Here is a 23,891-nt window from a genome sequence, read left to right on the forward strand (position 1 = left end):
GTGAACTCCATCGAATCTTGCAAATCCGAAGGAATCATAACCTCTTGAAATCACCCACCTCTTTTTGAGGCAGCTTCTTAAACAGGCGATCCGCTGGTGGAGGCATTGGCTGGTCGGCGAAGACACCGGCATCATGGAAGAACCCGCCTATACCGTGCTGATCAAGGATCCGCACCGGCCGGCGCATTTCTATCCCGACCATCCCGGCCAATGGGTCGGCGAACCCGGCTGGCCGACGCCATCGGTTGAGACGAAGCGGCTTTATCTCAACGCCAATGGGCTTGCCATGGAGCCGGCGACGGATCCCGTCATGCGGCTCAAATCACCCGTCACCGCCGGCCGCGATTGCGGGCGTTACGGCGGCTATGGCGGCGAAGTTCCCGATATGGCGGGCGATCAGCGCCGCGAGGATGGGCTGGGGCTCTGTTTTGAGACGGCTGAACTCGAAGACGATCTCGTGTTGCTCGGCGCAGCCGTGGTCGACCTCGAACTGGCCTCGGACCGGCCGCAGGCGACCATCGTCGCCCGGCTCTGCGAGATCTGGCCCGATGGCATGTCCACATTGATCACCTGGGGCGCACTCAATTTGAGCCAGCGGGAGAGCCGCGAGGCGCCGACGCCGCTTGAGCCCGGGGAACCCGTCAAAGCGCTGCTTGAGCTCAATCATTGCGGCCGGCGGCTGGCGCGCGGCAACCGCCTCCGGCTGGTTCTCTCCAACCAGCACTGGCCTATTCTCTGGCCTGCGCCGGAGATGCCGACTTTCACGCTCGCCTCCGGCGCCTCAGCGCTCTTGCTCCCTGTCCGCGCCGCCCAACCCGGTGACGGCGACATCGCCTTCGAGCCAGCCGAAATGTCCCCGCCCGTCGCAGCGACCGAGTTGCGCGAGACGCATGACAGCCGCATTGTGACAATCGACGCGGGAAAGCGGTGCGAGACGCTGACGCTAGACAGCGATTACGGCCGCCAGCGGCTTGAGGATCGCGGCATCGAGACCTGGTCCGCAGTGCGCGATGTCATGGCGATCACCGAGGATGATCCGCTTTCGGCCAGACTGGAAACCGGCTGGACGCTCGGCTTCAAAAGCGGCGAATGCGACGCCGAGGCGACCTCGCAGGTGACGCTGAGGTCGACGGCGACGCAGTTCCATCTGCAATGGCGCGTCGAGGCGCGGGAGAAGAACGAGACAATTTTCACCAGGGAGGGCAAGGCATGGATCGATCGGGATCATCTCTAGCCCCGTTGAGGAGCCTGCGGGCAAGTGGGCCGCGCCTTGGCTGGGGGAGGGCGACGTCATGACCGCCTTCATTATCCGCCGCGTTGCGCTTGGCGGGCTGATCCTGCTGCTGGTCTCGATTCTGCTCTTCCTGATGCTGCATATGATCCCCGGCGATCCCACCGTGGTGGCGCTCGGACCACGCTCGACGCCGGAAATGCGCGAAGCCTTCCGCGCGATGATGGGCCTCGACAAACCGCTTATCGAGCAACTCGCCGCCCATCTTCTGCGCCTTGCCCATCTCGATCTCGGACAGGATGTCTGGAGCCGCAGGCCGGTGATGGATATCGTCATGGAAGCGCTGCCCTACACGGTGACGCTCGCCTTTTGCAGCTTCATTTGGGCGGTGGCGCTCGGCACGCTGCTCGGCTGCGTCGCCGTGGTTCACCATGGCCGCTGGCAGGATTGGCTGATCGGCCTGTTCTCGGTCGGCTTCGTCGCCGTGCCATCCTTCGTCGTAGCGCTCTATTCGCTGCTGTTCTTCGCCGTAACGCTGCACTGGCTGCCGGCGATCGGCGCAGGCGAGGCGGGCGATCCCCTGTCGCAGATCCGTGCGCTGATCCTGCCGTCTTTCGCCATCGGCATCGGCTGGGTGGGCTATGTCGCCCGCATCATGCGCGCCGCGATGATCGAAGCGCTCGGCGAGAGCCATGTCCGGACGCTGCGGGCCTTCGGGGTCCGGGAAAGCCGCATCGTCTATGGCTACGCGCTGCGGCAGGCCTTTCTCTCGGCTCTGCCGGTGATCGCCATCGGCTTTGGCGGACTGCTGACCGGCTCGGTTTTCGCCGAAATCGTCTTCACCCGCCCGGGCCTCGGCAAACTGACCTATGACGCGGTGATGTCGCGCAATTATCCGGTGGTGATGGGCGCTGTGCTCATCGCCTCAGCCCTCTATGTCGCCTGCATGATCATCGCCGATCTCCTTGCCGCAGCGCTGGATCCCCGCGTCAGGAGCGCCCTCTGACATGGCCGAAATCGCCAGCGCCCGGACCGAGGACAGACATCAGGAGCCCGGCGCGCTGGCGCGGATCGTGGCGGTGCTAGTCTCGGTCCTGTCGACGCCGCTCGGCCTTATCGGAGCGGCGCTCGTGTTGCTGGTCGTCTTCACGGCGCTGTTTGCCCCCTGGCTCGCGCCCTATCCGGCCACCGCCATCAATGTGAAGGAGAGGCTTGCCGATCCCTCCTGGGCGCATTGGCTCGGCACCGATCAGCTCGGGCGAGATCTCTTTTCGCGCGTGGTGATCGGCACGCGCACGGCGATGAGCGTGGCGCTGACCGCGCTCGCCATCGCGCTCGCAGCAGCCCTGCCGCTCGGATTGATCGCCGGCTATGGGCCGCGCTGGCTGGACGCGCTGATGATCCTCGTCTTCGACAGTTTCTCCTCGCTGCCTATGATCATGCTCGGTCTGACGCTCGTGGTGCTGCTCGGCCCCGGTCTTGGCACGGTCATCCTCGTCATCGTCCTCTATTGCATTCCGAGCTATGCCCGGCTGGTGCGCGCACAGGTGCTGAGCCTGAAATCGCTCGATTTCATCAAGGCGCAGCAGGCGATGAACGCCAGCACGCCGCGCATTCTCTTCCTGCATCTGCTGCCCAATGCGGTGGGTCCACTGCTCATCCTCGCCTGTCTCGATCTGTCCACCATCATCACGCTCGAAGCGGGTCTCTCGTTTCTCGGCCTCGGCGTGAAGCCGCAGATCCCCAGCTGGGGCAATATCCTCAGCGATGGCTTCGCCGTGCTGCGCAAGACGCCGGTGCCGGTGATCGCCGGCGGCCTGCCGCTGATCATCGCCACGATCGGCTTCACATTCTTCGGCGAGGCCCTGCGCGACGCGCTCGATCCCAAGCTCGCCAGGAGGCGGTCGACATGACGGACGCTCCAGTGCTCGACATCAACAAGGTAAGCATCACCTATAGCGGTGTCGCGCGCGCGGTGTCCGAGGTCAGTCTCCGAGTGGCGCCCGGCGAGGTGGTCGGGCTGATCGGCGAAAGCGGATCGGGAAAATCAACGCTCGCCCATTCCATTCTCGGCCTCCTGCCCAAAAGCGCCGAGATCAGCGGGAACCGCATGCAGCTTGCCGGCGTCGACCTGCTCAAGGCCGGGGAGCGCGATTTCGCCCGCCTGCGCGGGCCGGCGGCGGCCATGGTGTTCCAGAATCCGATGGCGACCTTCAGCCCGCTGCACCGGATCGGCCGGCAACTGACGGATTTCCTCTGGCGTGACCGCACATCCACAGAACGCCAGAAGCGGGCGAAAATCATCGCAGCCCTCGCGGACGCCGGCATTTCCGACCCCGAAGCGCGCTTTGACGCTTATCCCTTCGAACTCTCGGGCGGCATGTTGCAACGCGTCTCGATCGCCGCCGCCCTGATGTGCGAGCCGGCGCTTCTGATCGCCGACGAGCCGACCACCGCGCTCGACGTCACCATGGAAGCGCAGATCCTGCATCTGATGCGCGAATTGCGCCAGAGAACCGGCGTGGCGATCCTGATGATCTCGCATCAGCTCGGCGTCATCGCCGAAATCTGCGACCGCGTGGCGGTGATGCAGGCGGGCCGGATCGTGGAGGAGGGGCCTGTCGAGCAGATCTTTTCGGAACCCCGGCATCTCTATACCCGCGCTTTGCTCGCCTGCGAATTGTCGCTGGTCGACGACGAAGCCAAGCGGCTTCCGGCCATCACCTGGGATGAGACGATGGAGGCGGCGCGATGACCGCGACGCCAATCCTTGAAACGCGCTCCCTCTCGGTTTCCGTTCCCGGCAAGAGCCGCCTGCCATTCTTAAAGGGCCAGACACTCGATATCCTCCGGGACGTGTCGCTGGATATTGGCCGCAGCGAAATCATCTCCATGGTCGGCGAAAGCGGCTCGGGCAAATCGACCTTCGGGCGCACGTTGGTCGGCCTGATGAACCCGTCCGGCGGCGAGATCCTGCTCGATGGGGAAGCGCTTCCGAAATCACAGGCGAGCGTGAGACGTCTACGGAAGGCGGCGGCGCTTCTATTTCAGGACCCGGTCACCTCTTTCGACCCCCGCCAGCGAATCGGCTCGATCATCGCCGAGCCGCGCCATATCGCCGGTCGCAGCGATACCGGCCGGGACGCGATCGCGGAGATCGCCGCGAAAGCCGGTCTCACCCGCAATCTGCTCGAACGCTTTCCGCATGGTCTCTCAGGCGGACAGGCGCGCCGCGCGGCGGTGGCGCGGGCTTTATCAGTCACGCCGCGGCTGATCATCGCCGACGAGCCGACCGCCGGCCTCGATCTCTCGGTGCAGGCGGGCGTTCTCAATCTCTTTCTCGACATCCGCGACAATGTCGGCTCGGCCTTCCTGATCATCACGCATAACCTGGCCGTCGCGCGCCGCGTCTCCGACCGCGTCGCCATCATGTATCTCGGCCGCATCGTCGAGACAGGGCCGACGCGCGAGATCTTCGCCGCCCCGCGCCATCCCTATACGCAGGCGCTTCTGGCCGCAGAACCCGCGCCGGACCCGCGCAAGCGGCGAACCGAACCGCCGGTGATCGGCGAAACGCCGAGCCTCCTGCATCGTCCCACAGGCTGCGAATTTCATCCGCGCTGTCGCTTCGCGCAAGACCGCTGCCGAACCGAAGCGCCTGTGGAGACCCAGCTCTCCGACGACCACCGTATCCGCTGCCACACTCCGCTCACGCCACCGGCGTCAGGAGACGGCTGACCGCATCGCATCACAAAAGAGGGAACGATCATGACCGGACTGATGATGAATCGCAGGCATTTCCTTCACACCGCAGCGGCGGCGGCCGGCGCATTGGCGCTGAGACCCGGCCTTTCCTACGCCGTCGAGGGCGACACGCTGGTGATCCGCGGCGCCTCCGATATCGAAGTGCTCGATCCCGCCTTCCAGAATGGTCTTCTTGAAGAGGAGGTCGGCCGCGCGCTGTTTCTGTCGCTCAACCGGCTCGGCGATGTCCGCGGCGGCACGAAATGGGATCTCTACGCCGCCAAGGAGCTCAAGCAACTGTCGCCGACCGAAATCGGCTTTGAGCTGCATGACTGGCTGGAATGGACCGGCGGCCATGGCCCCGTCACCGCCGACGACGTGAAATTCTCCTTCGAACGGGTGAAGGATCCCGCCAACGCCTCGGCCTGGGCTTATGCCTTCGACGCCATGGACAAGGTCGAGGTCACAGGCGAACGCACCGGCGTCATCAAGCTGAATGCGCCCTCAGCCCCTTTCTGGCTGACCACCATGCCCTATTACATGGGCAAGATCGTCTGCCGCAAAGCGGTGGAAAAGGCGGGCGGCAAATTCACCACAGAAGCGCCGGCGACGTCAGGCCCCTATGTGATCGAAAAATGGACGCCGAAGCAGAATCTGACGCTCGCCCTCAATCCCGGCTGGAAGGGACCAGCCCCGGCCTTCCCGAAAATCCGTTTCGAGATCGTCACCGACGACGAGGCGGCCGCGCTCGCCTATGAATCCAAGGCGATCGACTATGCCAAGATCAGCCTCAACACGCTCGCCGCCTATCGCGATAAGCTGCCTGAGAATACCGACTTGATAGAGATGGATGGCAACCGCTTTCTGTGGCTCGCCATCAACGTCAACAATGAGAAACTCAAGGATGAACGCGTCCGCCGCGCGATCCAATATGCCGTCGATGTCGAGCAGATCATGCAGGGCAGCTATTCCGGCCTCGCCAAGGCGGCCACCGGCGTGATCCCGCCGGGGATGACCGGTCATCGCGACGCAATCCTCTATCCCGCCGACGCCGCAAAGGCGCAGGCGCTTCTGGAAGAGGCCGGCGTTTCGGAGCTGACGGTGGAGTTGATCTGCCAGAACGACAAGACCAGCCAGCTCACCTGCCAGATCGTCCAGGCGCTGCTCGGCCAGATCGGCGTCACCGTCGAGATCAAGGCCTTGGATGACGGCGTCTATTGGACGGTCGGCGACAAGAGTTCGGGCGAGCAGTGGAAGACGCTGGAGATCGTGCTGATGAATTTCGCCGGCGGCGTCGATCCCTCCGAAAATCTCACCTGGTTCCGCCCCTCGCAGATCGGCGTCTACAACTGGTCGCAATTCGACAATCCCGACTTCGAAATGCTCTATCAGGAGGGCGTGGCCGAGACGGACGCGGTCAAGCGTGACGTCATCTACAAGAAGATGCAGGATCTGATGGAGCAATCCGGCGGCTTCGTCTTCCTGACCCATGAAACCTTCGCCGCCGTTGCGCGCAACGGGCTGAGGCCGATGATCCTGGCAGACGGCTATCTCGACGTCACCCGCTTCGCCAAAGCCTGACCTTAACCCCGATACGGCTCCTCTTCACTGAAAGAGGAGCCTCTGATGCAGGAGAAGACCATGACGCGACAGGCGGGACGCCGCGAGGCGAGACGAACGGCGGGCGGCATCAGGCAGATGGGCTTTGGCGGCGTCGTCAATCGCTATCCGCCGATCGCGCTGTTGAGCGAGGACGAGGTCCACTCCATCCATCTCGCCTCGCTCGATCTACTCGCCCGGACGGGCATGGAGGTGATGCATGGCGAAAGCCGAAAGCTTCTGAAAGCGGCCGGCGCGAATGTCGACGAAGCCAGCCAGCGGGTGCGCTTCGATCCCGCTATGATCGAAGAGATCATCCGCAGCGCGCCGTCGTCCTTCACCTTGCAGGCCCGAAATCCCGCCCGCGATCTCCGGGTTGGCGACGGCAGCCTGATTTTCGCGGCCACCGGCGGCCCGGCCTTTGTCTCCGATCTCGATCGCGGCCGCCGCGCCGGCAATTATCGCGACATGTGCGACTATATCAAAGTCGTCCAGAGCCTGAATGTCATTCATCAGGAAGGCGGTTGCCCTTGTGAGCCCACAGACCTCGATCCTGACAGCCGCCATCTCGATTTCTACGACGCGGCCATCCGGCTGACCGACAAGTCCTGGCAATGCTGGGCGCTCGGCCGCTATCGGGTGGAAGACGCGCTGGACATGCTGGCCATCGCGCTCGGCCAGAGCCGGGATGAGTTGCGCCGGAAGCCGGCGACACTGACGGTGGTGAACTCCAACTCGCCGCTCCGTCTCGATATTCCCATGGGGGAGGGGCTTCTGGCCATGGCGCGGGCCGGCCAGCCGGTGGCGATGACGCCGTTTACGCTGTCCGGCGCCATGAGCCCGGTCACGATCGCCGGCGCGCTGACCCAGCAGAACGCCGAAGCGCTCGCGCTGATCACGCTGGCGCAGATCGCAGCGCCGGGCGCGCCGGTGCTTTATGGCGGCTTCACCTCGAATGTCGACATGCGCACGGGATCACCGGCCTTCGGCACGCCGGAATACGCCAAGGCGCAGATCGCCTCGGGCCAACTGGCGCGGAAATACCGTGTTCCCTTCCGCTCTTCCAATGTCACGGCCTCGAATACAGTCGATGTCCAGGCGGCTTATGAAAGCGGCATGTCGCTGTGGTCCACCATCATGGGCGGCGCGCATCTCATCGAACATGCCGCCGGCTGGCTGGAGGGCGGGCTGACCGCCTCCTTCGAAAAGCTGATCCTCGACGCCGAAATGCTGCAGATGATGCGCAGCTTCCTCGATCCGCTGCAGGTCGACGCCGACACCCGCGCCGTCGAGACAATCGGCGATGTCGGCCCCGGCGGCCATTTCTTCGGCGCGCCGCACACGATCGCCCGTTTCGAAAACGCGTTCTACGAGCCGATGCTGTCGGATTGGCGCAATTTCGAGACTTGGTCCGAGACGGGCGCTCGCAGCGGCACGGAACGCGCCAACGCCATCTGGAAGGAGCTGCTCAGAACCTATCAGCAGCCGGCATTGGATCCCGCTGTCGGAGAGGAACTGGAAGCCTATGTCGCGCGCCGGAAAGAAGAGATTGGCCGCGGCCAACTCGACGCGGCCTGATCGGACCTCGGTCCGATCATCTCTCCTTGCTCACCAGTTCCGCCGCCGCGCGGTTGGCGCTGTGCAGAGCCTGCTCGAAGCCCGCGCCCCGCGCCATTTCTGCTGCGAGAACGCCGGTGAATTCGTCGCCGGCGCCATGCGTGCTGACGAGCTTCACCTTGATCGCCTCGATCGCGTAGTCTTCGCCGTCCGCGACGGCGGCGACGCCATCGCCGCCAGCCGTCACCACGACGGCAGGGAAGCGTTTTGCCAGCCCCTTGGCCGCATCGAGCGCGCCGGGGAGGGAATCGACCACGGCTGAGCCGCCGATCTGCTCGGCCTCGATGGCGTTGACCACGAGGACATCGACGAGCCCCGTCATCTCCGCAGACAGCGGACGCGCCGGCGCGGCGTTCAGGATGACCGCGCCGCCTGCCTTGCGCATGGCCTTGGCGGCGGCGATGTTGGCGGCTTCGGGAACTTCGTTCTGCAACACCAGAACAGCGCCATTCGTGAAGAGGGCGGCGGCGTCGTCGATATCGGCCTGTCCCAAAGCGAGATTGCTGCCGGAGACGATCACCGCGCCGTAATCGCCGTCTGAATCGAAGATCGCCACGCTCATGCCGCTGCCGGAGCCTTCGAGCGTGCGGACAAAACGATGGTCAACGCCGCCCAGTTCGAGATTGTCGATCAGCGCCTTGCCGAAGGCGTCGTCGGCGACCGCCCCGATCATGGCCGTTGCGACGCCGGCGCGGGCGGCGGCCACAGCCTGATTGCCGCCTTTGCCGCCGCATTTCGGCTCCCAGGCGCGGCCGGTGACCGTTTCGCCCTTGCGTGGACGGTCGGGGCCATAGACCATGATGTCGTAATGCAGGCTGCCGAGCACAACCACCGACGGCTTGGAACTCATGGGATCTCGTCCTTTCGCTTCGACATGGCGGCAATGAGTTTGTTGTGCGCGACTGCCGCCTTCAGTTCAACATCCACAGACCGGAAATCGCGTCAACCAGCGCCGGGCTCGATGAGGATGGCTCTGAAATCATTGACATTGGTGAGAGTCGGCCCCGTGACGACCTGACGGCCGATCACGCCGAAGAAAGTGTGCGCATCGTTCTCCGCCAGCGCCTTGGCCGCGTCGAGCCCCGCCTGTTCGGCGTCAGCCAATATATCGGGATCGACCAATGCGCCGGCGACTTCCGCCGCGCCGTCGACGCCGTCGGTATCGCAGGCGAGCGCATGGATGCCAGTCGCGCCACCGAGCGCCAGAGCAAGAGCGAGGCAATATTCCGCATTGGGCCCGCCGACACCACCGCCACGGCGCGTTACCGTCAGCTCGCCGCCGGACAGGAGCAGGACGGGCGCATCTCCAGGCTTCAGAGAGGCGCAGATTTGCAGGGCGAGGCGCGCCTGTTCGGCAGCGACATCGCGTGCTTCGCCCTCCAGCGCATCGCCCAGAATGCGAACGTCGCAGCCGCTTTCGGAAGCGAGATCGGCCGCCGCCTGCAGCGACTGCCGCGGCGCGGCGAAGATGACGTTGTCGACGCGAGATAGCCTCACGTCTTCAGGGGCAACGACGCCCGAGTGGCCCTTGAGCGCTTGCTCGACGGAGGCGGGCACGCCGACCTTCCAGCGCTCCAGCGCCGCGCGCGCATCGGCCGGCGTCGACAGATCGCCGACCGTTGGTCCGGAGCCGATAAAGGCGGGATCATCCCCAGGCACATCCGACAGCAGAAGCGCCAGCATGCGGGCGGGATAGGCCGCCGCCGCAAGTTGTCCGCCCTTCACCCGGCTCAGATGCTTGCGCACCGTATTCATCCGGTCGATCGGCGCGCCGGAGGCCAAAAGCGCCTGATTGACCGCCTGCTTTTCCTGAAGCGTCACACCGTCGACCGGTTGCACCAGAAGCGCCGACGCTCCGCCTGAGATCAGCGCCAGCACGAAATCTGCTTCCGATGCGCCTTGTACCAGCTCCAGCATCCGCGCCGTCGCTTGGAGCCCGGCTTCGTCAGGCACCGGATGCGCCGCTTCGACAATCTCGACGCCTTGGCAGGGACGGCCATAGCCGTAGCGGGTGATAACCAGACCCTCGCAAGGCCCCCAGACCGCCTCGACCGCCTCGGCCATCCGGGCGCTGGCCTTGCCGGCCCCGACGACCAGAATGCGGCCCTGCGGCTTCGGCGGCAGGAAGGCGGCGAGGGCGCGCATGGGATCGGCGACCTCCACCGCCCGGTCAAACAGCCGTTTCAGGAAGTCTCCGGGATGCTCGATCACGCTGGCTCCGCCCTTCGCATGAGATGGGATGAGGCCTGTTTATCTGAGTCGCATGCTCGGCGCCCGCATCTCCCGTCAGCCGGCGGCCCTGACCCGGGCGGTTCCGGCGGCTACAGGAGAGAACTCCACCCAAGTCCGGTTCTCGTCGTAGCGCCAGGCCATCTGTCCCCTGTCATCAAGGGTGAAGAGACTGAGCCAACCATTGTCGAACAGTGCGCGGACATTCGGATGACGCTGCAGTATCTCCGAAATCGCCTCCTTCGGCGCTTCCAAGGCCACTGTCAGACGTAAGGGCTCGTGTACAAAGGCTTCGCCGTCATGCACGGATTGCCAGGGCAGACCGGCGCGCAGGTTTCCGCCATTGCCTTCGACCACGCCGACGCCGCCGACGACATTGTGCAACAGCTTGTTGCCGGCGCCGAACAGCGAGGGCGCAACCGAGGAACCGAAATACTGCAGGCTGATCCAGCTCGCCACCACCACCGGCGCCGTCAGGATCAGTTCGAGGATCTTGAAGCCCTCGTCCTTCCGCCAGACATAATCATGCAGGAAGACCTGCCCGTCGAGCGACCGGCCCGCCGTACGCGACCGCGGCGCAGCGATGAAGGCGCGGCAGCCGGCGAGACCGAGTTCCGGCCGCACTTCCGACCAGTCGCGGCTCCGGGCAATCACATCGCTCGCTTTGGCGCGCGGCAGCTTCCGGGTCCGTTCGGCCCGTGTCAGCTGTCCCGCGAGAGCGAGCCAATGTCGGATGCGCGCGAGGTCTTCAGCCGCGATCGCCGGTTCGACATCATCGGCAAACAGGGTGACCGCATCCGTGGTCGTGTCATGCAGACCGGCGAGGAAAACTGTGTCCGGCGGGATGCGGAGACCCTTCACGGCAAGCCGTTCGCGCACGGCCCGATCATTAAGGAGATCCGCCAGGAGACGCGCATTCACGTCGCCGGCATAGCCGCCGCAGGCGCCGCAATGCAGTGCGCTGGCATAGGGATTGTTGACCGTGTTGGCGCCGTGGCCAGCGATCAGCACATAGCGGCCGAAGCCTTCCGTCAGCGACATCGCCTTCAGCACGGTCTCCGCAATGCCGGCGCGCTGGTCGAAATCGAGGCTCGCAGAGAAGCGCGGCTTGGCAGTATCTGGACGCTTGGCCTTGCCGAAGCCGAGACCGTCGCGCAGGAGTTTGGCCGCATAGACCGGCCCCATCGCCTCGACGAAGGCGAAGGACGAGACGGCCGCGAGCTTGAACCGACCCCAGGCGCGAAGGCCGCGCGCGGTGAAGCGGGCCTGCCTGTCCACATCCTTGTCCCGATCGACTTCGGCGCAGGTGAAGACCGACGGCTTTAGAAGCACAGGCAAGCGGTGTTCCGACACGTCGGAGGCAAAACCCCTATGGCTGGCGCCGAGGCCGAAGAAGCCGGCGAAGCCCAGAGTGCGGATGCCGCTATCGGCGCTTTCGAGCGCGCGCCGGAACACTTCCGAACGCACGTCGATGCAGAAAGCGGCCTGCAGCATCGGCCTGATCTCGGCGACTTTGGCTTGGGAGGGGGCGGCGAGCAAGGACGCCAGCTTGCGTTGCGCAGCCCTCTCGGCGGCCTGTTGCAGCACGGCGTCGATGCGGGTGTCGGCATCCGGGCTCGCCGGCTCGGCATGGGTCTTCCGAACCCTGCGCCACTCATCCTCGATTGCGCTTCTGTGGCGGAGATAGAGGGCTTCTTCGAAGACGAGGCGGATGGCGAGGAGTTCGAGCGGCGTCGTGTCGCTCAGGCCTGAGATTTCCGCCTTGAACTGGATATGGCGGGCATATTGCGCCCAGCCGCCAAGGGTCAGCAACAATTGGTGGAAATAGGAGCCGGGCTCGGCGCCGAGGCTGAGCGAAACGGCGGCGCGTTCGATCGCCGCCTGCGGCGTTTCCGGCGTGTCGGAAACATGTCCGCCAAAACCCTTGAGGCCGAGGATCTCCGGCGTCAGGTCATGCATGGCGAATGCGCGCCAGGCGGCATAGAGGCCATTGCGCCGCGAGGCGGCCCAAAGCGCCTGCCCCTCATCGAAGTAGCCGGCGGCGAAAGCGCCGATCCGGTCCGCCACCAGCGCCGGCCAATCTTTTCCTGCAGCGCGGGCCGCGAGTTCGGCAATGGTGGGCAAAGCGGAGATCGGCTTCGGCTCGACAGTCAGCGCCAATTTGAGCGCAGCGAGATCCAGGTCCGACCCGGCTCTGGAGGCGTGAAGCGCCGCCAGCAGATCGTCGTCCGTGATGTCGCCCGCAGCGACCTTGTCGGCATAGTGCTTGCGGGGCAGAGCGAGGCGCACGCCGCCGATGCGCGAGAGGAGGGCGGCGGTCGTTTCGAAGTTTTCAGTCGACTGGCCGAGAAAGGGATTGACGGCGACGGTCGCGGTGAGCGGCCAGGCCGGCGGGATCGCCCTGACGGCCTTGTCCGCCGCGCGAGACAGCGCCTGACCATGCAACGTGTCGAAAGAAGAAGTGTCGGCCATGGGTCAATCCTTCGCAATAGCGGGTTGAGCGGAGAGCAAGCGAGAGCTGGACCAACCGCCGAGGAGGCGATCGAAGAGGGCGTTGACATAGAGTCCGTTGGAAAGATGGACGCGGGGGCCAGCGGCGGCCGGGTGATAAGCCCAGAGCGGGAAGAGCGACTGCGCCACCGCCACCGCGCCGAAGGAAACGACGGCCAAGAGCATCAGCGACCATTCGAGCGGCCCGGGCGAGGGCGGGGGCGGCAAGACGCCATGCATCAGCAAGTCCGACAGGCGGTGAAGCCCGAAATAGGCTGTGGCGGCGGCAATCGAATAGAGCGTCGTCCGCCAGGTCAGCGCCCAAGGGGCCGCATCGGCCAGTCCCTGCGCGATGAGATAGGCGACGCCGAAGATCAGCATGGCGCCGAGCGCCATCGCCTGCGGGGACATATGGCAGAAGCCGAACAGCAGGCCGATCACTGCGTAGATGGCAAGCGCCAGCAGGAAGGCGCGACCGACGGCCTTTACGTCGGGGATCGCCACCGGGCCGGGCCGGCGGATGGACGCGACCCGTTCGATGGCCGAGCCGGACGCCAGAAAGGCGTGCGCCTTGTAAAGAGAGTGGGCGACGATGTGTAGCAGCGCGATCGGAAACAGGGCGAGACCGCATTGCAGGATCATGAAGCCCATCTGCGCGACCGTGGACCAGGCCAGCGACGTCTTCACCGCCGGCTGGGTCAGCATCACCAAGCAGCCGAACAGCGCGGTGAACCCGCCGACCATGACCAGCACCGCCAGCACGCCGGGCGCCTGCAACATGACATCGGCAAAACGGATAAGCAGGAAGCCGCCGGCATTGACGACGCCGGCATGCAGGAGCGCTGAGACCGGCGTCGGCGCCTCCATGACCTCCGTCAGCCAGCCATGGGTGGGAAATTGCGCGGACTTCAGGAGCGCGGCGAGTGCGAAGAGAGCGGCCGCGCAGACCGTGAGCGGTAGTCCTGGCCCCTGCCGCGCGGACGCCAGAATGGTGGCGATGTCTCCGGTTTCGAAGGAAACGGCCAAGAGCCCGGCTGCACCGATCAGCGCCGCGTCGCCGAAGCGCGAGACGATGAACTTCTTGCGCGCGGCTCGCCGCGCAGCCGGCCGCTCCGGATAAAACAACAGCAACCGATGCAACAGCAGGCTGGCGCCGACCCAGCCGATGATCAGCATCAGCAGCGAGCCCGCCTGAACCAGCAACAGGACCGCAGCCAGCGTCGCCGTCATCCAGCCGGTGAATGGCCCTTGCCGGGCTTCGCCGTCGAGAAAGACGCCTGCGAAACGAAGCACCGCCCAACCGACGAAAGAGACGAGGGCGAGCATAACAAGACTGACGAGATCCAAGCGAGCAGAGAGCGTGACATAACCGATGCCAATGGCGGGGCTGGTCCCGGCCCCATACCTGCCGATCACGAGCGCGGAAGCGGTAACAACTATTATGGAACACACGGCTGCGATCTCAGCGGCGCGGACTGCTCTTCGCGGACGACGCCCGGGAGACATGAACGCGAACACGGAAGCTGCCGCGAAAAACAACGGCGCGAGCATTGGCAAAGCATGGATCATGAAAACGCTCCGATCAAAAGCCCAGCCTCGGACGGCGGCGTAGGCCAAATTCACGGCTTTGTTATCAGGCGAAGTTCCTCAATAAAAATTCATTGTTTCTGCAATTTCATTCTATAAAATAGATCTATGCTGGAACTGAACTATCATCATCTGCGCTATTTTCGCGCCGTCGCCCATGACGGGAACCTGACGCGCACGGCGGAGCGCCTCAACCTGTCGCAGTCGGCGTTGTCGATCCAGATCAAGCAGTTGGAGGAACGCCTGGGACACGCGCTTTTCGAACGCAGGGGTCGGCAACTGTTTCTGACCGAAGCCGGCCGGATCGCGCTCGATCATGCCGACACGATTTTCTCCGCCGGCGAAGAACTGGTCGAAACCCTGAAGGAGACCGGGCGAACTCGACGCGCCATCCGCATCGGGTCGCTCGCGACGCTGTCGCGCAACTTCCAGATCGAATTTCTCCGTCCGATTCTCGGCCGGTCGGACGTAGACATCATCCTGCGTTCGGGCAGCGCCGGGGAATTGTTGGGCGCGTTGGAGGGACTCAATCTCGACATAGTCCTTCTGAACCAGCCGCCCATGGCCCAAGCCACCACGCCCTTCATCGCCCAGCATATCTATCAACAGCGGGTGAGCCTCGTCGGCCGACCATCCTATGGCGAACCGGGCGCGAAACTCTCGGATCTATTGGCCTCTCATCCGGTGATATTGCCCACGCTCGAAAGCGGCGTGCGCACGCAATTCGAGGCGTTGGCGACGCGCCTCGGCGTGACCCCGCAGGTGGCTGCAGAAGTCGACGACATGGCGATGATGCGCCTCCTGGCGCGTGAGGGCGCGGGCCTCGCCGTGCTGCCGCCGATCGTCGTGAAGGGTGAACTCGAAACGGGCGCGCTCGTGGAATTCGACGCCCTGCCCGGAATGATCGAGTCTTTCTACGCCGTGACGGTCAAACGCCGCTTCCCCAACCCGCTGATCGGCCCGCTCCTGGAACCCGCACTGGAGCGCACGATCGGGACATGACCAAAAATGGATACCGACGGTTTCACCCGGCGCCGCCCACCGTCTATGTTCCGACGCTGGAGCGCAATGCACGCTCCAGCCCATTCCAGCTGCATACCGGCCGTCAGTCCGCCTTCGCCAGAGACAGCAAGCCGTCATAGAGCGCAGTCGCCAAGGGATCTACGCCGGGCGCTTCGTCATTGAGCCTGAACGTCGTCGCCACCAGCTTGCCGCGACCCAGCCGCTTCTCGACCAAAAACGCAGCCGGCTTGTGGACCCAACCGACGACGACGCCGGCATGCACCCGGCCGTGAAACTCCCAGGGACGAAAACCCGCCATCAATTGCTGGGGCGCGACCGTGCTGAAGGACAGATCGAACAAAGGGCCGCCCGGGATCGCCGAAAAGGCGCCGTCTCGCCGAAGCCATGAGAAATTGCCCACCCAGTCACCGCGCCAGATCGTCTTGTGACGATTGACGAGATTATAACCGGGGAAGCTGAAATAAGGTCCGGAGATCATGCCGCCGGCGCCGGGATCGATCTCCATGGACATAGGGCCGTCGCGCGGCGGCGTGTCGTCGCGCAGGCGGCCCGGCTCCTTGGCGACGATCTGCAAAACGCGCAGACCCGAATGGATCGCTTCCACCCGCGCCGCGTCGATGTCGCCGGTGACGAAGACCTCGCTGTCGCCGATATCGACCTGCTCATGCCCGAGGGCCGTCAGACGCGCAGCGATATCCTCGGCGTCGGACGCAAACCGAACCGGCTGCAGGTCCTTGCGGCTCGCATGGATCGAAATCGTCTCGGTGTTGCGCGCCAGCCGCTGGCCATTCGGACCGAGGATGCTGAATTCCGCCGTTTTGCGCTCTGCGCCGGACGCCCTGTCCGACCCCGCGCGTATTTCGACATTCTGGACCTCCATCGACGACGAGGATTTCAGCGCCACATCGCCGCTCTCATCGCCAAACCGCCAGACGAGGCGACTGCCTTCCGGCAACGACGCGCCGCCGGTGGCGATCTTGAGATCGAACTGTGCGTCGTCGCCTGAGGCGATTGCCAAACGCCGCGCGCCCGGCGAGATGACGATGTCGGAATTCACGTCCGGGAGCGCCTCGGCGAACGCGCGAGGATTGCGCGCCATGTCCATCAGCCCATTGCCTTCCCAATGGACATCGGTGAGTTCGGTGATCACATATCCACCGATCGGCGCATGGCTGCGGATCACCTCGAGTTCATATTTCAGGTTCATGTGCTGGTGCCACTGCACCTGCTCGATGAAGCTCGAAAACGCTCCGAAGACCTGCCCCAGGCCGAGCTCGCGATAGCGCGCCTCCACGCCTTGCGGCAGCGCGACGCCATCGGCCCAGGTGGCTCCATAAGGCATCCACCAGGGATCGCGGCCGTTCTCGTCACGCAGCTTGGCCGGATCCGGCAGGCCCCAGACGCCAAATTCGGACAGGATCAAAGGCTCCTGTTTCGTCCAGACCGCTTCCTTGTCCTGAGAAAACGTCCATTCGGGATTGCCCGCGAATTCCTGGCAGAGCCTGTCCCATTCCTCGCGGCGATCGACCGCCGTGCGATAAAAATGATAGTCGTTGATATCGGTCTTGACGTGAACATTGGGGAAGCAGGCGGAATTGTCGACAACCAGGCGCAGCGGATCTTCCGCGCGCAGCCAGTCCACCATCGCCGAGATCCATTCGCGCTGCTCGGCGGCTTCGCGCAACCGCGTGCCCCAGTCTTCGTTGATCAAGGTCCAGATCACGATCGACGGATGGTTCCGGTCCCGCGCCAGGATCCCTTCCATCGTGGCCCGCAAACGCGCGCTCGAAGCGGGGGAATAGGTCTCGATATTGGGGATCTCCGTCCAGATCAACATGCCCAGACGATCGGCGACGTCGTAATAGCGCGGGTCAGGCACTTTGATGTGGCAGCGCAGGCAGTTGAGTCCCATGGACTTGGCCTTGCGCAGCTGATCTTCCAGCATTTCGAGCGAGGGCGGGGTTCCGAAACCATCGGGATAATAATCCTGGTCGAGCGCGCCGCGGAGATAGAGTGGTTCGCCATTGAGATGAAGATAGCCGTCCCGGGTTTCGAACTTTCGAAAACCGATCCACTCGACGCGCTCATCTATGACAGTATCGCCAGCCCGCAGCGTGGCGCGAACCTTGTAGAGAATCGGCGCATCCGGCGACCAGGACTCGACGTCGTTCAGCGATACGCTGTGCCGGCCTTGCCCATTATCGACAGCGCAGGAACTCGTATGTACCACCGTCCCGTCCGCACTGGTGATTTCGAAGGCGAGCGACAGGGCCGATCCTTCGGAAACGCCGGCCAGGATATCGAGCCGGCCTTCCGGCCATATCGGGTCCAGCCGAAGCGTGCCGATATGCAGCGGATTGCGCGCTTCAAGTCGCACCGACTGCCAGATGCCCCCTTGGGGACCGTACCAGCTTTGCTTGCCATGCGGGATTTCGGCGAAATCGGCATGATCGCCGCGACGACGCGCGTCCGGCAAGGTAGCGATCACCTCGACGACATTGTCCGCTTTCAGCACATGCTCCGGAATGACGATCTCGAACGGCAGATAGCCGCCCTCGTGACGGCCGATCTCAAGCCCATTGACCGAAACGACGGCGAATTCGCTCACCGCGCCGAAGCAAAGCGCCACTTGCTTGCCGCCCCAGCCCGCCGGGATCGAAAACGCGCGCCGGTATGTCGCTTCGCCGAAGCTGACGGCGAGATCGTCGAAGCAGGCTTGCCACGGCGCCGGCACTTTCGCCTGCCGCCAACCGGCCTCCTTCTCGAAGCGAAACTGCCACATTCCATCGAGGGAAATCGCCGTGCGAAGCGGCGTCCTGGATTGGCGGGGCATGGGGGAATGGGCATTCATCGGGTTTTCCTCGGCAAGGCGATTTCGGTCCAGGACATGCGAGCGCCGAGCCCGCATGTCCTGGTGGGAGGCCAGCCCTGACAAGCAGGGCTGGAGGGACGGTCAGCGGTTGCGGCGCAAGATGCGTTCCGCGCCGGCCTGCATGGCTTCCAGCGCAGCCTGGGGTTCAGCGCCGGCGAGCCACATGGCGTTGAGGTCGGTCGTCATGGCGTTGTAGATGCCGCGCTGGTTCTGGATCTGCGGCAAGGACGTGGCGTTGTTGGCCGTGTCGGCAAATTCGGCGCGATGCGGCAGCGCCTTGAATTCCTCGGATCCCAGCACCGACTGGCGCACCGAAAGGTGACCCGTCCGCGACCACTGGAAATTGTTGTCGTTGAGGAATTTGATGAAGGCGAGCGCGGCTTCGGTCTTCTCGGCGCTGCGGTCGTCGTTCTTCGGCATGACCCACATATGGCTGTCGGCCCAGACGGCCGGCTTCGAGAACAGTTGCGGGACATTGGCGACGCGATAGTTCTTGAGCGCGACCTTGCCGCTCTTGGCCTGCGCGTCGTAATTGTCGACGCCCCAGGTGCCGTTGATCAGGATGCCGGCTTCGCCGTTCAGGAAAGCCTGCTCGGAACCGGGATAGTCGAGCGCGGGATTTGCGAGACCTTCGGAATAGATCGAGGAAATCAATTTGGCGGCGTTCAGGCCTTCGGGCGTATTGATGCTGGCCGTCTTGCCGTCGGCGGAAATCACGTCGACGCCCTGCTGCCAGACCAGCGAGTCGAAGATGCGCACCATCGTCCCCTCGGAACTCTGCGATTCCACGGAGATGTAGAATTTCCCGGTGGCCTCCTTGAATTTCTTGCCGTGCTCGATCAGTTCTTCCGGCGACTTGGGCAGGATCGGCGTGCCATCGGCGTTGACGAGGCCAGCCTGCTTCATCAGGTCCATATTGACGTGGAACAGTTCGGCATGCAGGTCATAGGGCAGCGCATAGACTTCGCCGTTGGCGCTGGCGTTCTTCAGCGCGGCCGGCGCGAAATCCGCGGTGTCGATGCCGATGTCGGCCATCGGCTTGGACAGCGGCGTCAACAGATCACGGCCGGAGAAGTTCGGCATCACCGATGCATGCATCACCGCGACATCCGGAACGTTGCCCGTCGAATACGTCGCCGTCAGCAGATCGTAATAGGCGCCCCAATCCACCGTCTGTGTGACGACCTTGGCGCCGATCTTGTTCTCGGCGTTGAACTTATTGGTCAGAGCGGTGATGATGCCGCATTCGCCATAGGCTTTGGACATGTCAGTGACGTTGCCGAATTCGGTGTTGCAGTCACCGAAGAAGCGAAAGAACGAGATCTCGGCGGCGCTGACGGCGCCCGTCCAAAGCGAGGTCATCAAGGCCGTGGCCAGCGCCAGGCGCTGTATCGTTTTTGTCTTGCGCATCATATCCTCCTGTCGATGCGGTTGTCGTTATCTCGCCCGGCTCGCCGGGACAGAGGGCGTCTACTTACCGGCGCTCATGGCGACACCCGCCACGATGAAACGCTGGAAGATCAGAAACAGAAGCACGATCGGCAGGCTCGCGAAGACGGCCGACGCCATGACGGAGCCCAATCCCTCGGTGAAGGCGAAATTTCCCTGGATCGACGCCAGTCCGAGGGTCACCGTGTACATGTCGGCCTTGGTGGCCGAGACCAACGGCCACAGAAAGTCGTTCCAGGCGAAAATGAAGGTGAACAGCCCGAGCGTGGTCAGCGCCGGCACGGAAAGCGGCAGCATGATCTTGAGGAAGATCGTCAGCCGCGAGGCATGATCGATCGCGGCGGCTTCCTCCAACTCCTTGGGCACGCCGCGAAAGAACTGCGTCATCAGGAAAACGCCGATCGGTACGGCCACCCGCGGCATCACGAGCGCAAAGTGAGTGTTGTGCAGGCCCCAATCGGAAAACATCGTGTGCAGCGGGATGAACACAGACTGTTCCGGGACCATCAGACCCGCGATCATCAGCAGGAAGAGCGTCTTCTTGAACGGGAACTCGAGACGGGCGAACGCGTAGCCCGCCATGGAGGAGACGACCAGAACCACGCACGTCATCGAAACGGCGACCAGGAAACTGTGCATCAGCCAGCGCGGCACGGTGTCGAGTTTCAGCAGTCCGATATAATTGTCCAACGTGAACGGGATCGGCAAAAATCCGACCGTGGAGCGCATCAGTTCCTGATTGGGCTTCAGCGACATCGCCACCACCCAGATGATCGGGGCGAGCCAGAGGATCGCGAAGGCGACGGTGGCGCCGAGGATCAGCGTATCGGTGATGCGGCGAGCGCCGATTGCGCGTGCGGTGGCCATCATTCCTCTCCCTTGCGGCCGAGCCAGAGCTGCAGCATGGTGAAGCCGAACATCAGGATGAACAGGCCGAAGGACATGGCCGATGCATACCCGACCTGCCAGTCGCGGAAGCTCGTCTCGTAAATGTACTGAACCAACATTTTCGTCTTGTTGGCCGGCCCGCCCTGGGTCATCAGATGCGCCTGGCCGAAGATCTGGAACTGGCCGACGATCTGCAGCACCAGCACCAGCAGCAATGTCGGGCGGATGGACGGCAATGTGATCCGGATCAATGTCGTAAACCGGCCCGCATGATCGAGCTCGGCAGCTTCGTAGAGCTCGGATGGAATCTGGCTGAGCGCGGCCAGAAACAGCGCCATCGGCAACCCGACGCCCCACCAGAGCGTCGTCAGAGCGAGCGACGGCATGGCGAGCGTCGGATGACCGAGGAAATTGATCGGCTTGACGCCGAACAGATTGAACAGCGGCACGAGCAGACCGTTGTCGGCGGACAGCACCATCGACCAGATCAGCGTCACCACAGACACCGAGAAGACGCTGGACATGAAGAAGATCGACCGCAGCGCACCCTTCAGCCTGCCATCGCCAAAGACCGCCAGAGCCAGAGCCAAAGCCAGAACGGTCATGGCGGGAACGGTCATGACGACGAATTTCAGCGTGTTGCCGACCGCCTTCCAGAAAATCGTGTCGGCCCAGAGGTCCCGATAGTTCAGGAATCCGATGAACTCCCGATAGTCGCCGGCGAGCTCCCAGTCATGCAGGCTGATCCACAATCCCTTGAAAAAGGGATAGACGAGAAAGGTGCTATAGATGACGAGAAACGGCGCCAGGAAGACAAAAGCCGCCAAGGCGTCGCGGCGACGGACGATCTTCTGCGTGACGGCTGTCATGCGCCAGCCTCCGCATGTCGGGTGATGGCAACGTCGTCCCCATTGAAGACATGCCGAATACCCGCGCCGATGGCGAAGTGAACGCGTGATCCGATCGCCGGCGTGGCCGCCCCCCGAACCTCGGAGACGACCGAGGCGCCATCGGCGAGCGTGGCATAAACCAGCTGGCTCGACCCGAGTTGCTCGACAACGTCGACGACGCCCGCGATCGATCCGTCCGCGGACGGCGTGAGATTTTCCGGCCGTAGCCCGAGCGTGACTTTGTCGCCGGTCCGGACCGATCCCGGCGCGACCTTCGCCTGCACGCGGGCGCCGCCGGGCCCCGACAGTTCCACGTCGTCGCCGCCCACGGAAACGACCGTGGCGGGAATGAGATTGATGCGAGGAGCGCCGAGAAAGCCCGCCACGAAAGCATTGACGGGGCGCTCATAGAGTTCGATCGGCGCGCCCACCTGCTCGATCCGCCCCGCGCGCAACACGACGATCCGGTCGGCCATCGTCATCGCTTCGGTCTGGTCATGGGTGACATAGATCATCGTCGCGGCAAGGCGATGATGGAGCTTCGCAATCTCGGTGCGCATGGACACGCGCAAGGCGGCGTCGAGATTGGACAAAGGCTCGTCGAATAGAAACACGTCGGGTTCATGCATGATGGCGCGACCGATGGCGACGCGCTGGCGCTGGCCGCCCGACAGGGCCCGGGGCTTTCGTTCGAGATAGGGGCCGAGCTGCAGAATATCGGACGCCTTGGCGATGCGCTGGGCGATTTCCGCCTTTGGCGTGCCGATATTCTTCAGCCCGAAAGCCATATTCTCGCGAGCGGTCATATGCGGATAGAGCGCGTAGTTCTGGAACACCATGGCCACGCCGCGATCACGGGCGGCCACGTCGTTGACCCTGTTGTCGCCGATCCGGATCTCTCCGCCGGTGATGGTCTCGAATCCGGCGATCATTCTCAGGAGGGTCGACTTGCCGCAACCGGACGGCCCGACGAACACCACGAACTCCCCGTCCCGGATCTCGAGCGAGACATCGCGAATGACGTTCACGGCGCCATAGTCCTTCGACACGTTCGCCAACGTTACCTTCGCCATTCACCCCTCCCCGAGCGATTAGTTATAATTTAGCGTTTATAACCTATTTTATTATCAGGCAAGCCCCCGGCGAATCTTTTGAACGGCGAAACTTCGTGTTAAGCGATAGGCAGCATAGCGTGAGGGGCCGCGTGACCAAGAAGCCGACCATGTCCGACATCGCCACCGCCTGCGGGGTTTCGCAGGCGACGGTGTCGCTTGTTCTGAACAATTCGCCGGGGACGCGCGTTTCGGACGCCACACGCGCCGCAGTGCTTCGGAAAGCGGAGGAAATCGGTTATAAAACCGGCCATCGCCGCTTTGAGCAACGCCGCCTGATCGCGATGATCATCAACGAAGTGTCGAGTTCGCCGCATGTGGCCGGCCTGATCGAAGGGGTCTCCGAAGCCGCCAACGATCTCGGCTTCCTCACGACGATCATTCCGACGGCCGGAGACGACGACGCCGAACATTCGGCGCTCGAACATCTGGCGGGCCTGCCGGTGGCAGGCGTCATCTACACGCGCCTGATCACCCAACAGATCGAGCCGCCTCCTCAACTCGCGCATTGGCCGACAGTGCTGCTCAACTGCCATGCGACGGGCGACCCGTTTCCGAGCGTCGTGCCCGGCGATCTCGCCGGCGGCATGGCGGCGACCCTGAGATTGATCGCGGCCGGCCACAGGCGGATCGCCTATATCGGCGGCGAGGACACGATCGAAGCCTCGCGCGAGCGCATCAAGGGCTATCGCCGCGCATTGACGACCAATGATATTCCCGTGGATACGTCATTGATCATCAAGGGCGGCTGGACCATCAAAGGCGGCTATAACGCCTTCAAGAAACTGCAGAAGCTCCAGACGCCGCCGACCGCCATCTGCTGCTATTGCGATCGCACCGCGATGGGCGTCTATGCCGCCGCCGCCGAAGCCGGTCTTTCGATACCGGACGACATCTCGATCATCGGCTTCGACAACGAATCCTTCACCGCAGACATGCTGCCGGCGCTGACGACGCTGGAATTGCCGCACTACGACATGGCGCGCTGCGCGGTCGAGCAATTGGCTGAAATGATCGCCACGCCGAAACGCCGGCATGGCCATCACAAGCTGAAAGTCGAGTGCGAACTCATCGAACGCTCCTCCGTTCGCCCTCTCGACCGAACTGAGCCGGAGCCCGCTTAGATCGGGGTTCGCGACTGTTCGAAACGCAGGCCAGCG

At 63.8% G+C, this 23,891-nt stretch carries 18 protein-coding genes; 9 read left to right on the forward strand and 9 right to left on the reverse strand.

Features of this window, described 5'->3' with window-relative positions:
• The first annotated feature begins 64 nt into the window (after positions 1-64).
• From OCK01_RS24465 to OCK01_RS24495, 7 genes are read left to right on the forward strand one after another with little or no spacing between them, the layout of a single operon-like run.
• Positions 65-1,234 (forward strand): CocE/NonD family hydrolase C-terminal non-catalytic domain-containing protein, encoded by a 1,170-nt coding sequence (locus tag OCK01_RS24465; protein ID WP_263826214.1) that lies wholly within the window; start codon positions 65-67, stop codon positions 1,232-1,234.
• A 58-nt stretch (positions 1,235-1,292) separates the two neighbouring features.
• Positions 1,293-2,237: an ABC transporter permease gene (locus tag OCK01_RS24470; protein WP_263826215.1), complete on the forward strand. Its 945-nt coding sequence runs from the start codon at positions 1,293-1,295 to the stop codon at positions 2,235-2,237.
• Between the two features lies 1 nt (position 2,238).
• Positions 2,239-3,144 carry an ABC transporter permease gene (locus tag OCK01_RS24475; RefSeq protein ID WP_263826216.1) on the forward strand — a complete coding sequence of 302 codons (906 nt, stop codon included), beginning with the start codon at positions 2,239-2,241 and terminating at the stop codon, positions 3,142-3,144.
• Positions 3,141-3,986: an ABC transporter ATP-binding protein gene (locus OCK01_RS24480; protein ID WP_263826217.1), complete on the forward strand. Its 846-nt coding sequence runs from the start codon at positions 3,141-3,143 to the stop codon at positions 3,984-3,986. The genes OCK01_RS24475 and OCK01_RS24480 overlap by 4 nt, the downstream gene beginning before the upstream one ends.
• The gene (locus OCK01_RS24485) at positions 3,983-4,969 is read left to right on the forward strand and encodes an ABC transporter ATP-binding protein (protein ID WP_263826218.1); all 987 of its coding nucleotides are present in this window, start codon (positions 3,983-3,985) and stop codon (positions 4,967-4,969) included. Before OCK01_RS24480 ends, OCK01_RS24485 begins: the two co-directional genes overlap by 4 nt.
• Before the next feature lie 30 nt (positions 4,970-4,999).
• Positions 5,000-6,556: an ABC transporter substrate-binding protein gene (locus OCK01_RS24490; RefSeq protein ID WP_263826219.1), complete on the forward strand. Its 1,557-nt coding sequence runs from the start codon at positions 5,000-5,002 to the stop codon at positions 6,554-6,556.
• A gap of 45 nt (positions 6,557-6,601) precedes the next feature.
• Positions 6,602-8,152, forward strand: a complete 1,551-nt coding sequence (locus OCK01_RS24495; RefSeq protein WP_263826220.1) for a trimethylamine methyltransferase family protein — start codon at positions 6,602-6,604, stop codon at positions 8,150-8,152.
• Between the two features lie 16 nt (positions 8,153-8,168).
• Here OCK01_RS24495 and OCK01_RS24500 read toward each other — a convergent pair whose 3' ends face one another.
• From OCK01_RS24500 to OCK01_RS24515, 4 genes are all read right to left on the reverse strand, one after another.
• A complete protein-coding gene (locus tag OCK01_RS24500; RefSeq protein WP_263826221.1) occupies positions 8,169-9,041 on the reverse strand; it encodes a ribokinase in 873 nt (290 codons plus the stop codon).
• Between the two features lie 92 nt (positions 9,042-9,133).
• Positions 9,134-10,402, reverse strand: a complete 1,269-nt coding sequence (locus OCK01_RS24505) for a glycerate kinase (protein ID WP_263826222.1) — start codon at positions 10,400-10,402, stop codon at positions 9,134-9,136.
• A gap of 75 nt (positions 10,403-10,477) precedes the next feature.
• Entirely contained in the window at positions 10,478-12,892 is a 2,415-nt protein-coding gene (locus tag OCK01_RS24510) for a DUF2309 domain-containing protein (RefSeq protein ID WP_318530259.1), read from the reverse strand.
• Positions 12,893-12,895: 3 nt separating this feature from the next.
• Positions 12,896-14,479, reverse strand: coding sequence for a proton-conducting transporter membrane subunit (locus OCK01_RS24515; RefSeq protein ID WP_412179066.1), 1,584 nt, complete (start codon positions 14,477-14,479; stop codon positions 12,896-12,898).
• Positions 14,480-14,605: 126 nt separating this feature from the next.
• On the opposite strand from OCK01_RS24515, the gene OCK01_RS24520 reads away from it, so the two are divergent.
• Positions 14,606-15,499, forward strand: coding sequence for a LysR family transcriptional regulator (locus OCK01_RS24520; RefSeq protein ID WP_263826223.1), 894 nt, complete (start codon positions 14,606-14,608; stop codon positions 15,497-15,499).
• Positions 15,500-15,602: 103 nt separating this feature from the next.
• On the opposite strand, the gene OCK01_RS24525 is transcribed toward OCK01_RS24520, so the two are convergent.
• From OCK01_RS24525 to OCK01_RS24545, 5 genes are all read right to left on the reverse strand, one after another.
• The gene (locus tag OCK01_RS24525) at positions 15,603-18,371 is read right to left on the reverse strand and encodes a glycoside hydrolase family 2 TIM barrel-domain containing protein (RefSeq protein WP_263826224.1); all 2,769 of its coding nucleotides are present in this window, start codon (positions 18,369-18,371) and stop codon (positions 15,603-15,605) included.
• A gap of 102 nt (positions 18,372-18,473) precedes the next feature.
• On the reverse strand, positions 18,474-19,802 hold the full coding sequence (locus tag OCK01_RS24530; RefSeq protein ID WP_263826225.1) for an extracellular solute-binding protein: 1,329 nt from the start codon (positions 19,800-19,802) through the stop codon (positions 18,474-18,476).
• A 60-nt stretch (positions 19,803-19,862) separates the two neighbouring features.
• Entirely contained in the window at positions 19,863-20,711 is an 849-nt protein-coding gene (locus tag OCK01_RS24535) for a carbohydrate ABC transporter permease (protein ID WP_412179067.1), read from the reverse strand.
• Positions 20,708-21,598: a carbohydrate ABC transporter permease gene (locus tag OCK01_RS24540; RefSeq protein WP_263826227.1), complete on the reverse strand. Its 891-nt coding sequence runs from the start codon at positions 21,596-21,598 to the stop codon at positions 20,708-20,710. Before OCK01_RS24540 ends, OCK01_RS24535 begins: the two co-directional genes overlap by 4 nt.
• Positions 21,595-22,692 carry an ABC transporter ATP-binding protein gene (locus OCK01_RS24545; protein ID WP_263826228.1) on the reverse strand — a complete coding sequence of 366 codons (1,098 nt, stop codon included), beginning with the start codon at positions 22,690-22,692 and terminating at the stop codon, positions 21,595-21,597. The genes OCK01_RS24540 and OCK01_RS24545 overlap by 4 nt, the downstream gene beginning before the upstream one ends.
• A 131-nt stretch (positions 22,693-22,823) precedes the next feature.
• On the opposite strand from OCK01_RS24545, the gene OCK01_RS24550 reads away from it, so the two are divergent.
• Positions 22,824-23,855 (forward strand): LacI family DNA-binding transcriptional regulator, encoded by a 1,032-nt coding sequence (locus tag OCK01_RS24550; protein ID WP_263826229.1) that lies wholly within the window; start codon positions 22,824-22,826, stop codon positions 23,853-23,855.
• The last annotated feature ends 36 nt before the right edge of the window (positions 23,856-23,891 follow it).

Source organism: Rhizobium sp. TRM95796, from assembly GCF_025779995.1.
GTDB lineage: Bacteria > Pseudomonadota > Alphaproteobacteria > Rhizobiales > Rhizobiaceae > Rhizobium_E.

Bases quoted from the DNA above. Each gene is read 5' to 3' on its own strand.
- OCK01_RS24530 (WP_263826225.1), bottom strand. From the start codon at position 19,802: ATGCGCAAGACAAAAACGATACAGCGCCTGGCGCTGGCCACGGCCTTG.
- OCK01_RS24510 (WP_318530259.1), bottom strand. From the start codon at position 12,892: ATGGCCGACACTTCTTCTTTCGACACGTTGCATGGTCAGGCGCTGTCT.
- OCK01_RS24545 (WP_263826228.1), bottom strand. From the start codon at position 22,692: ATGGCGAAGGTAACGTTGGCGAACGTGTCGAAGGACTATGGCGCCGTG.
- OCK01_RS24500 (WP_263826221.1), bottom strand. From the start codon at position 9,041: ATGAGTTCCAAGCCGTCGGTGGTTGTGCTCGGCAGCCTGCATTACGAC.
- OCK01_RS24540 (WP_263826227.1), bottom strand. From the start codon at position 21,598: ATGACAGCCGTCACGCAGAAGATCGTCCGTCGCCGCGACGCCTTGGCG.
- OCK01_RS24495 (WP_263826220.1), top strand. From the start codon at position 6,602: ATGCAGGAGAAGACCATGACGCGACAGGCGGGACGCCGCGAGGCGAGA.
- OCK01_RS24470 (WP_263826215.1), top strand. From the start codon at position 1,293: ATGACCGCCTTCATTATCCGCCGCGTTGCGCTTGGCGGGCTGATCCTG.
- OCK01_RS24520 (WP_263826223.1), top strand. From the start codon at position 14,606: ATGCTGGAACTGAACTATCATCATCTGCGCTATTTTCGCGCCGTCGCC.
- OCK01_RS24480 (WP_263826217.1), top strand. From the start codon at position 3,141: ATGACGGACGCTCCAGTGCTCGACATCAACAAGGTAAGCATCACCTAT.
- OCK01_RS24535 (WP_412179067.1), bottom strand. From the start codon at position 20,711: ATGATGGCCACCGCACGCGCAATCGGCGCTCGCCGCATCACCGATACG.
- OCK01_RS24475 (WP_263826216.1), top strand. From the start codon at position 2,239: ATGGCCGAAATCGCCAGCGCCCGGACCGAGGACAGACATCAGGAGCCC.
- OCK01_RS24525 (WP_263826224.1), bottom strand. From the start codon at position 18,371: ATGAATGCCCATTCCCCCATGCCCCGCCAATCCAGGACGCCGCTTCGC.
- OCK01_RS24490 (WP_263826219.1), top strand. From the start codon at position 5,000: ATGACCGGACTGATGATGAATCGCAGGCATTTCCTTCACACCGCAGCG.
- OCK01_RS24485 (WP_263826218.1), top strand. From the start codon at position 3,983: ATGACCGCGACGCCAATCCTTGAAACGCGCTCCCTCTCGGTTTCCGTT.
- OCK01_RS24515 (WP_412179066.1), bottom strand. From the start codon at position 14,479: ATGATCCATGCTTTGCCAATGCTCGCGCCGTTGTTTTTCGCGGCAGCT.